Genomic DNA, 13774 nt, shown 5'->3' with positions numbered 1-13774 from the left:
GTGTCGAGGCATGTCAGACCATGCCTCTCCAGCCGGACGCCCAGGCGTCCGCTCCCCTCGACCTAAGGAGCAGGGTGATGACCGTCAGCACTCTCAACCGGGACGAGCTACTCCAACTACCGGCGATGGTCGATCTCGCGACCGCCGCTCGCGCTCTCGGCGTGGGCCGCACGAAGGCTTATGAACTGGCGAAGAGCGGCGCCTTCCCCTGCCCGGTGCTTCGGATCGGAACCACCTACCGCGTACGTACGGCGGACCTGCTTAGGCTCGTTGGCATCGAACGGCAGCAGTCCGGCCGCGAGGATCCTCTAGTGCGAACGGACACCTGAGTCTACGTCTCTCGCTGATGGCCGGCCTCGTCGGGCGCAGCGGCCGCCCACGCCGGCCGGTACCGCCCGGCGAGCACGTCGTCGACGAGCAGCGCGAGAATGCCGGACGGCGTGAGATCAGGCCGCACCGCCGTCAGCCTCTCCATCTCCGAGGGTGTGAGGCGGATCTTGACCTGCTGATCCCGCCTTTCCCGCGTCGGCAGCGGCGGCAGGTTCTCGGCGACAGGACGCTGTCGCGGCATGCCTCAACTCCTCGAACTGTCAGAACGGCTAGGTGACGAGTCGAGGTTGCCACATCCCACACCGCCTATCACCAATCACCAACCCACGAGTCCGACGGGACCGCGAATAGGTACCTATTCTAGGTACCATCGGTCAAGTGCGCAGTAGCTTCACGCACGAGACCAGGGCGGCAGCCCATCCCTCATGGAAGGAACAGGACGCACGTGAGCGCCTCGGACCCGATCAAGAAGGTCACCCTTCGCAGCGGCAAGACCCGCTACCGGTTCGTCCTCGACGTCGGGCGCAAGCCGGACGGACGTCGCGACCAACGCACCTACACGTTCGACACCAGGAAGGAGGCCAAGGCGGAGTACGCCCGGATCAAGCACGAGACCGACCGCGGCACGTACGTCAAGCCCGGCAGGATCACCGTCGATGAGTTCCTCGACGAGTGGCTGGCGTCCGCCACTCGCGATGTCGAGAAGGCCACCACCGCGAACTACCGCGACGCGCTCCTGCCGGTCCGCGCCCGCCTCGGCATCAAGGCGCTCCAGGACCTCACCGAGGCCGACATCGAGGCGCTGATCGACTGGATGCTCACGGAGGGACGGCGCCGGGGCGGCAAGCCGGGAACGGGGTTGGGCGTCCGGTCGGTCCGCCTGACCCTCGGCCGACTCCGGACCGCGTTGAACGTCGCGGTTCGCCGTCAGCTCGTGGTGCGGAACGTCGCGGCATTCGTGACCATCCCCCGGGCAGCGGCGAAGGCCGCCGCTGAGGAGAAGGCGAGGCGCAAGCCCTGGACCCAGGACGAGGTGAAGGCGTTCCTGGCCGGCATCACCGGCGAGCGTCTGCATGCTCCCTGCCTGCTGTCGCTCATGGGTCTGCGGCCCGCTGAGGTGTGCGGGCTGCGGTGGTCCGATGTCGACTTCGAGGCCGGGACGATCGCCGCCGGCGACAACACCCGGACGCTCGTCGACGGCGAGGTCGAGGAAAAGGAGGCCAAGTCCGCGGCCGGCAAGCGCGGGCTACCGATGCCGGCCACGGTCGCGAAGGCGCTGAAGGACTTCCAGACCCTGCAGAAGAAGGAACGACTGCAGACGGGCGAGGCATACGTCGACAGCGGCTACGTCCTGGTCGACGAGCTCGGCCGCCCCCAACGCACCGACTGGCTGCGCCGCCGGGTCTACAAGCTGATGGAGCAGGTCGGCGTGCGGAAGGTCCGGCCCTACGACGCCCGCCACGCCTGCCTGACCTACCTCGCCGGCGCCGGGGTGCCCGACGTCGTGCTGGCGGCCTGGGCCGGCCACGCGGACGGCGGCACGCTGGCCAAGCGGGTCTACGTCCACCCGGACAACAGCCACCTCAAGGTCGCCGCCGAGCACCTGGAATCGGGCCTGTTCGGGTGACTCCGTGACACGAAATTCACCAGTACGCGCGTACGTGATGAATTGTGAGACGAAACAGCAAGAAGGCCTCGACCCACCAAAGTGAATCAAGGCCCTGACCTGCTCTTTTACTGTCGGGACGGCCGGATTCGAACCGACGACCCCTTGACCCCCAGTCAAGTGCGCTACCAAGCTGCGCCACGTCCCGATGCCCCCGCCGGGTCTCCCCTGCGGCAGCCGGTACAGCTTAGCGCAGGATCTTCGCACCGTGCGCAGAGGCCCCTCCCGCGCCGCGCGCCACACCCCCTAGAGCATCCTAGGAGGGTGTGGCGCGACAACACCAAGAGCGGCAAGCAGAGAGCGCGTCAGCCGTGGGCCTTGCCCCGGCCGCCGGGGCCGAGCTTCTTGCGCGGGCGTACGGAGATCTCGATCGGGCTGCCCTCGAAGCCGAACTCCTCGCGGAGCTTGCGCTCGACGAAGCGCTGATACCCTGCGTCGAGCGGGCCGGTGGTGAACAGCACGAAGCGCGGCGGCGCCGCCCCGGCCTGGGTCGCGAACAGGATGCGCGGGGCGCGTCCGCCGCGTACCGGGTGCGGGGTGGCCTGGACCAGCGCGGTGAGCCACTGGTTGAGCTGCGCGGTCGGGATGCGCGTCTCCCAGCTCGCGAGGGCCTTGCGCAGCGCGGGTGCGAGCTTGTCGACGGCGCGGCCGGTCTTGGCGGACAGGTTCAGCCGGATCGCCCAGGGGATGCGCCGCAGCTCGCGGTCGATCTCCTTGTCCAGGTAGTAGCGGCGGTCGCCGTCGACCAGGTCCCACTTGTTGAACGCGATGACCAGCGCCCGGCCGGACTCGACGACCATGGTGAGGATCCGCTGGTCCTGCTCGCTGATCACCTCGCTGGAGTCGATCAGCACCACGGCGACCTCGGCCGCCTCGATCGCCGAGGCGGTACGCAGGCTGGCGTAGTACTCGGTGCCGCTGGCCTTGCCGACGCGCTTGCGCAGACCGGCGGTGTCGACCAGCTGCCAGGTCTCGCCGCCGATCTCGACCAGGCTGTCGACCGGGTCCACTGTGGTGCCGGCGACCGAGTCGACCACCGCCCGCTCCTCGCCGGAGAAGCGGTTGAGCAGGCTGGACTTACCGACGTTGGGGCGGCCCACCAGCGCCACCCGACGTGGGCCGCGCGGCCGGTTCTCCACGATCGCGGGCGCCTCGGGCAGCGCGTCGAGGATGGCGTCGAGCAGGTCGCCGGAGCCGCGGCCGTGCAGCGCCGAGATCGGGAACGGCTCACCGAGGCCGAGCGACCACAGCGAGGTCGCCTCCATCTCGATGGTGGTGTTGTCGGCCTTGTTGGCGATGAGGATCACCGGCTTGGCGCTGCGGCGCAGCATCTTCACCGCGGCCTCGTCCACGTCGGTGGCGCCGACCATGGCGTCCACCACGAACAGCACCACGTCGGCGGTCGCCACCGCGGTCTCGGCCTGGGCGGCGATGGCCGCGGCCCGGTCCTTGGCGTCGGGCTCCCAGCCGCCGGTGTCCACCACTGTGAACGCCCGGCCGTTCCATTGCGCGTCGTAGGGCACGCGGTCCCGGGTCACGCCGGGGATGTCCTCCACGACCGCCTGCCGGCGGCCGATGATGCGGTTGACGAGCGTGGACTTGCCCACGTTGGGGCGGCCTACCACGGCCACGACGGGCTGCGGGCCGGCCGGCTCACCGGAGTCGACCTCCGGCTCGCGCAGCTCCACCCAGCCGCCGAAATCGTCGCTCATGCGGCACCCCGCTCCGTGAGCATCTCGCGCAGGCGGGCCACTACCTCGTCGATGCCCAGCTCGGTGGTGTCCAGCACCACCGCGTCGGGGGCCTGCTGCAGCGGGTTGACCTTGCGGGTCGAGTCGAGGCGGTCCCGGCGGGCCAGGTCCGCGGCGGTCGCCGCGACGTCGGCGGCGTCCTCGGCGCTGCGCCGCTTCGCGCGCGCCGCCTCGGAGGCGGTCAGGTACACCTTCAGCTCCGCGTCCGGTGCGACCACCGAGCCGATGTCCCGGCCTTCGACCACGATCCGGCCCGCGTCGGCGATCACCCGCCGCTGCCGGTCCACCAGCAGCTCGCGTACGGCGGCGACGGCGGCCACCGCTGACACGGCGGCGGTCACCTCGGCGCCGCGGATGGCGGTGGACACGTCGGTGCCGTCGACCGTCACGGCGTACCCCTGGGGGTCGGTGCCGATGCGCAGGTCGGCCTCGGCGGCGACCTTTGCCACCGACTCGGCGTCGGTGAGTTCCACGCCGGAGCGCAGGACCGCCCAGGTCAGCGCCCGGTACATGGCGCCGGTGTCGAGGTAGCGGGCGCCGAGGCCCGCGGCCAGCCGCCGCGACACGGTGGACTTCCCCGAACCGGACGGCCCGTCCACAGCGACCACACATCGCCCGGCCGGTACGTTCTCCTCCACCGTTGTCCTCCTCAGCCCGTACCTCGCGGGTCGCCCGGATTCCCGGGCGCCGTTGAGCGGATGGTTTCTGTCGTCAATCATGCCCGCGCCGCGCGGGCGTCCCGCCGGGCGGCACGCGCCGGCCCGCGGACCGCGTCGAAGCCTACCGGCAGCCGTACCCCGATCGGCGGGTCAGTCACCCACGGCCTTGAACAGGGCGGCGACCTCCGCGTTCGTCAGCCGCCGCAGCCGCCCGGTGCGCAGGTCGCCGAGCTTGATCGGACCGATCGAGGTACGGATCAGGCGGGACACCGGGTGTCCCACCTCGGCCATCAGGCGCCGGACGATGTGTTTGCGCCCCTCGTGCAGGGTCAGCTCCACCTGGGCGGTTTTGCCGAGCGTGTCGACCAGCTTGAACCCGTCGACCTTCACCGGCCCGTCCTCCAGCTCGACGCCGGCGGCGAGGCGCTTGCCCAGGTTGCGCGGGATCGGCCCGGCCACCTCGGCGAGGTAGGTCTTGAGCACCTCGTACGACGGGTGCATGAGCTTGTGGGCGAGGGTGCCGTCGTTGGTGAGCAGGAGCAGGCCCTCGCTGTCGGCGTCCAGTCGCCCGACGTGGTAGACCCGCTGCTCCAGCCGCGCGCCGATGAAGTCGGCGAGCTCGGTGCGGCCCTTCTCGTCAGCCATGGTGGTGACCACGCCGCGCGGCTTGTTCATCGCCACGTAGACCAGGCGGACGTCGGCCTGGAGCCGCTCCCCGTCGACGACGATCACGTCGCGGGCCGGGTCGGCCTTGTCGCCGAGCTGCGCCACCCGCCCGTTCACGGTGACCCGGCGCCGGAAGATCAGGTCTTCACAGGCGCGCCGGGAACCCACCCCCGCGGCGGCGAGCACCTTCTGCAGGCGCTCGGCGCCCTCGTACACGGGGGCGTCGGGCTTCGGGGCACGGTCATCGCGTCGCATCGGCAAGCTCTTCTACGTCGTCGGGAAGGAACGGGGCCAGGGGCGGCAGGTCGTCCACCGAGTTCAGCCCCAGCTTCTCCAGGAACATGGTGGTGGTCCGGTAGAGGTAGGCGCCGCTGTCCGCTTCGGTGCCGCACTCCTCGACCAGGCCGCGACCCACCAGGGTACGGAGCACCCCGTCGCAGTTGACACCCCGGATGGCCGAGATACGCGAACGGGTCACCGGCTGCCGGTAGGCGACCACGGCGAGGGTCTCCAGCGCGGCCTGGGTCAGCCGCACGGACTGCCCGTCCAGTACGAACCGCTCGACGTAGGTGGCGTATTCCGGCCGGGTGTAGAGACGCCAGCCACCCGCCGCCCGGCGCAGGTCGAACCCGTGCCCGGCGGCGGTGTACCCGGCGGCGATATCGTCGAGCATCGCGCCGACCCGTTCCGGGGACTGCTCCAGGACCTCGGCCAGGACCAGCTCGCTGACCGGCTGGTCCACCACCAGCAGGATCGCCTCCAGGGCGCCGCGCAGCTCCGCGTCGTCCAGGACCGGCGCGGGCACCGGTTCCGGCGCGGCCCGCCGCCGTCCCCGCTTAGCGGGTACGCCCTCAGCACCCGCTCCCCCACCCGCCCCCGGCGCCGCGTCCCGCGCGGGCAGGCCGACGTCTCCCCCGGCGTCGTCCGTCCCGGCCTCTCCCGAGATCTTGGTACGGTCCCGCCCTCCGAGGGGCGTCCCCGTACCAAGATCCCCCTGAACCGTGGCGATCTTGGAAGGAATGGGCCCCTCTGAGGGCCCTTCGCTTCCAAGATCCGCCGAGGAATCCGGTGTCGCGTCGAGATCTGCTTCCCGGGAATCGGTGGTGTCCGGGATGTCGGGGTCCGGGTGCTCGGCCGGTGCGTCGGAATCGTCCGGGGCTGGCCGGGGCGGGGCGGGACGCTCCCACGGGGGCACCCATGCGGCGGCCTGGTCGGCCAGGGAGTCGCGGCGTTCCTGGTCGCTCATCCGTTCACTCCTGCGTCGGTGCGTGTTCGTCCGCCGTCTCGCTGGGCACGGCGGCGTCGGATGCGGCATCTGCGGCGACGTCGCCCGGCACGGCGGCGTCGCTCACCCCGGCGCCGACGTCGGCCGGAGCAGCCGCGGCGTCGGCCGGTGCGGCGGGGACGGACGTGGTCGTGGGTTCGGGGCTGCCGGCGTACTCGTCGACTGTCAGCTCCGCCTCGCCGTCGACCGGGCCGGTCCAGCGAACGGTCAGCTCCTCCAGCGCCTGCTCCTGCACGAACGCCACGAGACCCTGCCGGTACAGCTCCAGCAGCGCCAGGAACCGGGCCACCACCTCGAGCGTCATCTCACAGTCGGCGCAGAGCAGCGAGAACGTGGCGATCCCGGCGCGGCGCAGCCGGTCGGCGATGATGCCGGCGTGTTCGCGGACGCTGACCCGGACCATGTGCACGTGTGCGATGGACACCTCGGGCACCGGTTTCGGGCTCATCGCCTTGACCGCGAGCTTGCGCAGCCGCTCGGGACCGATGCCGAGCACCAGGTCGGGCAGCGCCTCGGCGTACCGGGGTTCGAGCGTGACCGCCCTCGGGTAGCGCCGTCCGCCGACCGCCTCCAGCTCGGCGATGTGCGCGGCGGCCTCCTTGTACGCCTTGTACTGCAGCAGCCGCGCGAACAGCAGGTCCCGCGCCTCCAGCAGCGCCAGGTCCTCCTCGTCCTCCACCTCGGCGGAGGGCAGCAGCCGGGCCGCCTTCAGGTCGAGCAGGGTGGCGGCGACGAGCAGGAACTCGCTGGTCTCGTCCAGGTCCCACTGGTCGCCCATCGCCCGCAGGTACGCGATGAACTCGTCGGTGACCTTGTGCAGCGCCACCTCGGTGACGTCCAGCTTGTGCTTGCTGATCAGCTGGAGCAGCAGGTCGAACGGGCCGGTGAAGTTGTCCAGCCGGACCGTGAAGCCACTGGTCTGCTCGCCGGTGCCCGCGTCGGCGGGCACCACACCGTCGACCTCGGCGGCCAGCTCCGCGGCTACGGCGGGGTCGCCGGCGTCGTGTGGCGGGTCGAGGGGCGGTGCGGTCACCGGGAAACCGTAGACGACGCGGCGGGCGGCCGGCGTGCGCCCTACCGGTCCGCCTGGGCGGCGATGACCTCCCGGGCCAGCTGCCGGTAGTTGCGGGCGCCGGAGGAGGCCGGGTCGAGGGTGGTGATCGGGGCGCCGGCCACGGTGGACTCGGGGAACTTCACCGTCTTGGTGATGACGGTCTGGTAGACCTTGTCGCCGAACGCCTCGACCACCCGCTGCAGCACCTGGCGGCAGTGGGTGGTGCGGCTGTCGTACATGGTGGCGAGGATGCCTTCGAGCTCCAGGTCGAAGTTGAGCCGCTCGCGCACCTTGTCGATGGTGTCCAGCAGCAGCGCGACACCGCGCAGGCTGAAGAACTCGCACTCCAGCGGGATGAGCACGCCGTGCGCGACGGTGAGCGCGTTGATCGCCAGCAGGCCCAGTGAGGGCTGGCAGTCGATCAGGATGAAGTCGTACTCCTTGCGGATGGTGCGCAGCACCCGCGCCAGGGCCATCTCCCGGGCGACCTCGTTGACGAGCTGGATCTCGGCGGCGGAGAGGTCGATGTTGGCGGGTAGCAGGTGCAGCCCGGCCACGTCGGTCTTGATCAGGACGTCCTCGGCGGTGACGTCGTCCTGCATCAGCAGGTTGTAGACCGACAGGTCCAGGTTGTGCGGGTTGACGCCCAGCCCGACGGAGAGGGCACCCTGCGGGTCGAAGTCGACGAGCAGCACCTTGCGGCCGTACTCGGCCAGGGCCGCGCCCAGGTTGATGGTCGTCGTGGTCTTGCCGACGCCGCCCTTCTGGTTGGCCATCGCGATGATCCGCGCCGGGCCGTGCCGGTCGGTCGGCATGGGTTCGGGGATCGGCTTGCGCATGGTGTACGCGGCCGGGTCGGCGGGGCCGAGATCGGCGCCGAGCGTCGCCTGCTGCTCACGGAGCTCCGACGTCCAGGTCTCGGCACGGTCACCGTTTCCTGCCATGTCCTCGTTGCCCCCTCCCGACGACCACCCGGCGTCGGAGCCGTCCGACGTCCCTCGCGGCGCCGCTGCGCACCCCCGGTCCGTCGCACCTGGAGGCCCGCGCCGATGCCGACTGTACGCCACCGGCCAGCAGCGCGTTCGGTAGCGGGTCGGCGTGTCGGCGGCCCGTCGGCCAGGGCCGGCCACGTCGGCGCTCAGCGGGCGCGCGGATGCGCTGTCGCGTACACCTCGCGCAGTCGTTCCACGGTGACCAGTGTGTAGACCTGGGTGGTGGTCACCGACGCGTGGCCGAGCAGTTCCTGCACCACGCGCACGTCCGCGCCGCCGTCGAGCAGGTGCGTGGCGTACGAGTGGCGCAGCGTGTGCGGGGAGACCGCGTCGGGGCCGTCGACCGGCAGGCCGGCCCGGGCGGCGGCGGCGCGCAGCACGGCCCAGGCGCCCTGCCGGGTGAGCGGGCCGCCGCGGGCGTTGACGAACACCGCGTGGGTGCCGCGTCCGGCCGCGAGCAGCGCCGGGCGGCCCCGGACCAGCCAGGCGCGCAGCGCGTCGGCCGCGTACCCGCCGACCGGGACCAGCCGGGTCCGGCCGCCCTTGCCGCGCAGCAGCACGGTTCCGGCGTCCAGGTCGAGGTCGTCGACGGCGGCGCCGACCGCCTCGGAGATGCGCGCGCCGGTGCCGTACAGGAATTCCAGCAGCGCCCGGTCGCGCAGCGCGCGGGCGGCGGCGTCGCCGGTGCCGTCGGCCGGGCCGGCGGCCTCCAGCAGCCGCAGGACCGCGTCGACGGGCAGCGCCCGGGGCAGGCGGCGCGGCGGCGCGGGCGGGCGGACGTCGCGGCTGGGGTCGGCGCCGGTGAGCCCTTCGCGCAGCGCGAAGCGGTGCAGGCCGCGTACCGCGCTGGCGGCGCGGGCGGCGGAGGAGACGGCGAGCGGCGGGTGGTCGTCGTCGCCGGCGCGCAGCCGGGCCAGGTGGGCCTCGACCTGCGCGGGCCCGGCGGCGGCCAGGTCGTCCACCCCGGCGGCGGCCAGGGTGGCGAGGTAGCGGTCCAGGTCCCGGCGGTACGAGGCGAGCGTGTTCGCGGACAGCCCGCGCTCGACGGTGAGGTGGTCCAGGTACGTCCGGACCGCGCGGCGCAGGGCCGGCGCGGGTTCCGCGCCGGCCGCGCGCACGGCGGCGTCGGTCAGCTCAGCACCTCGTCCAGCGGCAGCACGTCCATGCCGTGCGCCTCGGCGACCGGGCCGTAGACGACCTTGCCGGCGTGGGTGTTCAGGCCCAGCGCCAGCGCCGGGTCGTTGCGCAGCGCCGCCTGCCAGCCCTGGTTGGCCAGTTCCAGGGCGTACGGCAGGGTGACGTTGGTCAGCGCGTAGGTGCTGGTGTTCGGCACCGCGCCGGGCATGTTCGCCACGCAGTAGAAGATCGAGTCGTGGACCTTGTAGACCGGGTCGGCGTGCGTGGTCGGGCGCGAGTCCTCGAAGCAGCCACCCTGGTCGATGGCGATGTCGACGAGCACGCTGCCCGGCTTCATCCGGGAGACCAGCTCGTTGGAGATGAGCTTCGGGGCCTTCGCGCCGGGCACCAGCACCGCGCCGATGACCAGGTCCGCGTCGAGCACTGCCCGCTCGATCTCGTACGCGTTTGAGGCGACGGTCTGCAGGTGGCCCCGGTAGATGGCGTCGGCGGAGCGCAGCCGGGCCACGTTCTTGTCCAGCAGCAGCACCTCGGACTGCAGGCCCAGCGCGATGGCGGCGGCGTTGAGGCCGGACACGCCCGCGCCGATGACCACGGTCTTGGCCGCGTACACGCCGGAGACGCCGCCGGGCAGCACGCCGCGCCCGCCGCCGGTGCGCATCATGTAGAAGGCGCCCACCTGGGGGGCGAGCCGGCCGGCCACCTCGGACATCGGGGCGAGCAGCGGCAGCGACCGGTCGGGCAGCTCGACCGTCTCGTACGCGATGCCGGTGACCTTGCGGTCGACCAGCGCGTCGGTGCACTCGCGGGAGGCGGCCAGGTGCAGGTACGTGAAGAGCACCTGGCCCTCGCGCATCCGGTGGTACTCCTCGGCGATCGGCTCCTTCACCTTGAGGACCAGCTCGGCGGTGTCCCACACCTCGTCGGCGGTGGCCAGGATCTTCGCGCCGGCGGCGGCGAACTCGTCGTCGGTGATGCTGGAGCCGACGCCGGCGCCGGCCTCGACGAAGACCTCGTGGCCGTGGCGGGTGAACTCGTTGACGCCCGCGGGCGTGATCGCCACCCGGTACTCGTGGTTCTTGACCTCGCGGGGGATTCCGACCTTCACGATGCAGACACCTTCCTCCGGGGCTGCTCACCCCCGACTGCGCGGCGCCGCGCCGGCTCCGTTGCCGGCGCGGTACACCGGTCCCGCCGGCGGCAGTCTAGAGCCGTGGGAAGCCCACGGACGGCGACACTGTGACATCCGGTGCCCGCTGGTGCTGACGGTGTGTCAGGCATGGGCCAGGCTGGCCGGTGGAGACGTCATCAGCCGACAGGACAGAGTTCGGTAAATATCCTTCCACGACCGGGGTGCCGGGGCCGACAGGACGCGAGTCGATCACTATTGTGTCCGCTCATGACCACTCCTTACCAGCAGTACCCGCAGGGCGTCTCGGACAAGAGCAAGGTCGTCGCGGGTGTGCTCCAGATCCTCCTCGGCGGCTTCGGCATCGGCCGGTTCTACATGGGCGACACCAAGACCGGTGTCATCCAGCTCATCGTCACGCTCGTGACGTGCGGCATCGGCGCGATCTGGGGCCTCGTCGACGGCATCCTGATCCTCGTCAACGGCGGTGTCGACGGGCAGGGCCGCCCGCTGCGCGACTGACCACCGCAACGGAAAGGGGCCGCCCGGCGCACAGCGCCGCGCGGCCCCTTCGTCGTCGGTTCCCGATCAGCGCGGCAGCGGCGCCTCCGGCCGGCGCAGCTCGGTGAAGCCGGTCTCCCGGGCGCGGGCCGCGGCGAGCAGCCCGGCCACGCAGGACGCGTTGGTGATCTCACCGGCCAGCACCATCCGCACCGCCTCGTCCAGGTCCACGCGGACCACCTGGAGGTCGGCCTCCTCGTCGTGCCGGTCGTGCCGCTGCTCCGCCGGCACCTCGGCCAGCTCGCGGGCCAGGAACACCCGGACCACCTCGTCGGAGAAGCCGGGCGAGCTGTGCAGGTCCACGAGCACGTCCACGCGCGCCGCGGTCAGGTCGGCCTCCTCGGCCAGCTCCCGCAGCGCCGCGGCGGCCAGGTCCTCGCCGCCGACGTCCATCAGCCCGGCGGGCAGCTCCCACAGGTGCCGGCCGACCGGGTGCCGGTACTGGCGGATCAGCACCACCTGACCGGCGTCGTCGAGCGCCACCACGGCGACCGCGCCGACGTGCCGCACGTAGTCCCGGGTCGCCTCGCCGCCACCGGGCATGGTGACGTCGTCGCTGACCACGGAGAAGATCCGGCCGGACCAGATCTGGCGGCGCGCGGTCACCTCGTACCGGTGCTCGACGCCGCTCACTTGGCCTGGGCCTTGGCGCCGCCGCCGCGGCCGGCCTTCTTCGCCGCGCCGTCCAGGTCCACCGGCAGCTGGTCGGCCTGCGAGTACGCCACGGCGGCGCCGACGAACGCGGCGAACAGCGGGTGCGGGCGGGTGGGGCGGCTCTTCAGCTCCGGGTGCGCCTGGGTGGCCACGAAGAACGGGTGCAGGTTGCGGTCCAGCTCGACGAACTCCACGAGCCGCCCGTCCGGCGAGGTGCCGGAGATCGTCAGCCCCGCCTTGGTGAGCTGGTCCCGGTAGGCGTTGTTCACCTCGTACCGGTGGCGGTGCCGCTCGCTGACCTCGGTGCTGCCGTACGCCTCGGCGACGATCGACCCCTCGGCGAGCTTCGCCGGGTACGCCCCGAGCCGCATGGTGCCGCCCAGGTCGCCGCGGCCGGCCACGATGTCCTCCTGGTCGGCCATGGTGGCGATGACCGGGTGCACGGCCTCCTCGTCGAACTCCAGGGAGTTCGCCCCGTCCAGGTTGGCCAGGTGGCGGGCCACCTCGATGGTCATGCACTGCAGGCCGAGGCAGAGGCCGAGCAGCGGGATGCCGTTCTCCCGCGCGTACCGGGCGGTGCCGACCTTGCCCTCGATGCCGCGTACGCCGAAGCCGCCGGGGATGACGATGCCGTCGACGCCGGACAGCGCGGCGGCCGCGCCGGCCGCTGTCACGCAGTCGTCGCTGGGCACCCACTTGAGCTTCACCCGGGCGCGGTGGCCGAACCCGGCCGCCCGGATCGCCTCGCTCACCGACAGGTACGCGTCGGGCAGGTCGACGTACTTGCCGACGAGCGCGACGGTGATCGTGTGCCGCGGCTGGTGCACCCGCTCCAGCAGGTCGTCCCAGCGGGTCCAGTCGACGTCGCGGAACGACAGGCCGAGCCGGCGCACCACGTACGCGTCGAGGCCCTCCCGGTGCAGCACCTTCGGGATGTCGTAGATGCTCGGCGCGTCCGGGGCGGCGGTGACCGCCTCCCGGTCGACGTCGCAGTACAGCGACAGCTTCTCCTTGACCTTGTCCGGGATTTCCCGGTCGCAGCGCAGCACCAGCGCGTCGGGCTGGATGCCGATGCTGCGCAGCTGCGCCACCGAGTGCTGGGTCGGCTTGGTCTTCAGCTCGCCCGACGGCGCCAGGTACGGCACCAGCGACACGTGCAGGTAGAAGCAGTTGTCCCGGCCCAGGTCGTGGCGGATCTGCCGGATCGACTCCAGGAACGGCAGCGACTCGATGTCGCCGACCGTGCCGCCGACCTCGGTGATCACCACGTCGGGCACCTGGCCGTCGGCGTCCGGGTCGGCCATGCCGCGGATGCGGGCCTTGATCTCGTTGGTGATGTGCGGGATGACCTGCACCGTGTCGCCGAGGTACTCCCCGCGCCGCTCCTTGGCGATCACCGCCGAGTAGATCTGGCCGGTGGTGACGTTCGCCTTGCCGGAGAGGTCCCGGTCGAGGAACCGCTCGTAGTGCCCGACGTCGAGGTCGGTCTCGGCGCCGTCCTCGGTGACGAAGACCTCGCCGTGCTGGAACGGGTTCATCGTCCCGGGGTCGACGTTCAGGTACGGGTCGAGCTTCTGCATCACCACGCGCAGTCCGCGCGCGGTCAGCAGACTGCCGAGGCTGGAGGCGGTGAGGCCCTTACCCAGCGAGGAGGCGACGCCCCCGGTGACGAAAATGTGCCTGGTCGTCCGTGCTGTAGGGGCCAAGGCCTGCTCCCGTGTCGTCCGTAGCGGTCGTGCGAACCGCCGTGCCGATCAGACAAGTGATCACGCGATCCACGGGATTCCACGGTAACACCATCCGGACCGTGAGCCGGCGTCGCACCCGCTGTCGGCGCACGTGAGGCCCGTGCCGGCCCTCGTGCGGCGCTCTTCCGTGCCCGTCCGGGCC

General features: G+C 71.9%; 14 protein-coding genes and 1 tRNA gene. 3 read left to right on the top strand and 12 right to left on the bottom strand.

What is annotated here, in order from left to right:
• The first annotated feature begins 77 nt into the window (after positions 1 to 77).
• Positions 78 to 329 (top strand): helix-turn-helix domain-containing protein, encoded by a 252-nt coding sequence (locus J3R08_RS12800; RefSeq protein WP_209961227.1) that lies wholly within the window; start codon positions 78 to 80, stop codon positions 327 to 329.
• Between the two features lie 2 nt (positions 330 to 331).
• On the opposite strand, the gene J3R08_RS12795 is transcribed toward J3R08_RS12800, so the two are convergent.
• Entirely contained in the window at positions 332 to 571 is a 240-nt protein-coding gene (locus J3R08_RS12795) for a hypothetical protein (RefSeq protein WP_209961225.1), read from the bottom strand.
• Positions 572 to 775: 204 nt separating this feature from the next.
• On the opposite strand from J3R08_RS12795, the gene J3R08_RS12790 reads away from it, so the two are divergent.
• Complete coding sequence (locus tag J3R08_RS12790; protein WP_209961223.1) at positions 776 to 1957, top strand: tyrosine-type recombinase/integrase; 1182 nt, start codon at positions 776 to 778, stop codon at positions 1955 to 1957.
• 113 nt (positions 1958 to 2070) lie between these two features.
• On the opposite strand, the gene J3R08_RS12785 is transcribed toward J3R08_RS12790, so the two are convergent.
• From J3R08_RS12785 to ald, 9 genes are all read right to left on the bottom strand, one after another.
• Positions 2071 to 2144, bottom strand: a tRNA-Pro gene (locus J3R08_RS12785).
• 157 nt (positions 2145 to 2301) lie between these two features.
• Positions 2302 to 3708: a ribosome biogenesis GTPase Der gene (gene der / locus J3R08_RS12780; protein WP_043324888.1), complete on the bottom strand. Its 1407-nt coding sequence runs from the start codon at positions 3706 to 3708 to the stop codon at positions 2302 to 2304.
• A complete protein-coding gene (gene cmk, locus J3R08_RS12775) occupies positions 3705 to 4385 on the bottom strand; it encodes a (d)CMP kinase (RefSeq protein WP_073831621.1) in 681 nt (226 codons plus the stop codon). Before cmk ends, der begins: the two co-directional genes overlap by 4 nt.
• A 171-nt stretch (positions 4386 to 4556) precedes the next feature.
• Positions 4557 to 5327: a pseudouridine synthase gene (locus J3R08_RS12770; RefSeq protein ID WP_043324891.1), complete on the bottom strand. Its 771-nt coding sequence runs from the start codon at positions 5325 to 5327 to the stop codon at positions 4557 to 4559.
• Positions 5314 to 6318, bottom strand: a complete 1005-nt coding sequence (gene scpB, locus J3R08_RS12765; protein ID WP_209961220.1) for an SMC-Scp complex subunit ScpB — start codon at positions 6316 to 6318, stop codon at positions 5314 to 5316. Before scpB ends, J3R08_RS12770 begins: the two co-directional genes overlap by 14 nt.
• 4 nt (positions 6319 to 6322) lie before the next feature.
• Entirely contained in the window at positions 6323 to 7390 is a 1068-nt protein-coding gene (locus tag J3R08_RS12760; RefSeq protein WP_209961218.1) for a ScpA family protein, read from the bottom strand.
• A 41-nt stretch (positions 7391 to 7431) separates the two neighbouring features.
• Positions 7432 to 8355 carry a ParA family protein gene (locus tag J3R08_RS12755; RefSeq protein WP_013285595.1) on the bottom strand — a complete coding sequence of 308 codons (924 nt, stop codon included), beginning with the start codon at positions 8353 to 8355 and terminating at the stop codon, positions 7432 to 7434.
• 194 nt (positions 8356 to 8549) lie between these two features.
• Complete coding sequence (locus J3R08_RS12750) at positions 8550 to 9521, bottom strand: tyrosine recombinase (RefSeq protein ID WP_064446394.1); 972 nt, start codon at positions 9519 to 9521, stop codon at positions 8550 to 8552.
• 11 nt (positions 9522 to 9532) lie between these two features.
• The gene (ald, locus tag J3R08_RS12745) at positions 9533 to 10648 is read right to left on the bottom strand and encodes an alanine dehydrogenase (protein ID WP_064446395.1); all 1116 of its coding nucleotides are present in this window, start codon (positions 10646 to 10648) and stop codon (positions 9533 to 9535) included.
• A gap of 171 nt (positions 10649 to 10819) precedes the next feature.
• Between ald and J3R08_RS12740 the strand changes: the two genes are divergently transcribed.
• Entirely contained in the window at positions 10820 to 11191 is a 372-nt protein-coding gene (locus J3R08_RS12740) for a TM2 domain-containing protein (protein WP_082930962.1), read from the top strand.
• Between the two features lie 66 nt (positions 11192 to 11257).
• Here the strand turns inward: J3R08_RS12740 and J3R08_RS12735 are convergent, their stop codons facing one another.
• Complete coding sequence (locus tag J3R08_RS12735; protein ID WP_043324895.1) at positions 11258 to 11863, bottom strand: NUDIX hydrolase; 606 nt, start codon at positions 11861 to 11863, stop codon at positions 11258 to 11260.
• Positions 11860 to 13590 (bottom strand): CTP synthase, encoded by a 1731-nt coding sequence (locus J3R08_RS12730; RefSeq protein ID WP_043324896.1) that lies wholly within the window; start codon positions 13588 to 13590, stop codon positions 11860 to 11862. Before J3R08_RS12730 ends, J3R08_RS12735 begins: the two co-directional genes overlap by 4 nt.
• Between the last annotated feature and the right edge of the window lie 184 nt (positions 13591 to 13774).

This window comes from Micromonospora sp. HB375 (assembly GCF_017872985.1).
Lineage (GTDB): Bacteria > Actinomycetota > Actinomycetes > Mycobacteriales > Micromonosporaceae > Micromonospora > Micromonospora chalcea.
The sequence above is the reverse complement of the archived record's forward strand: the minus strand, read 5'-3'. Positions and strand labels throughout refer to the sequence as shown.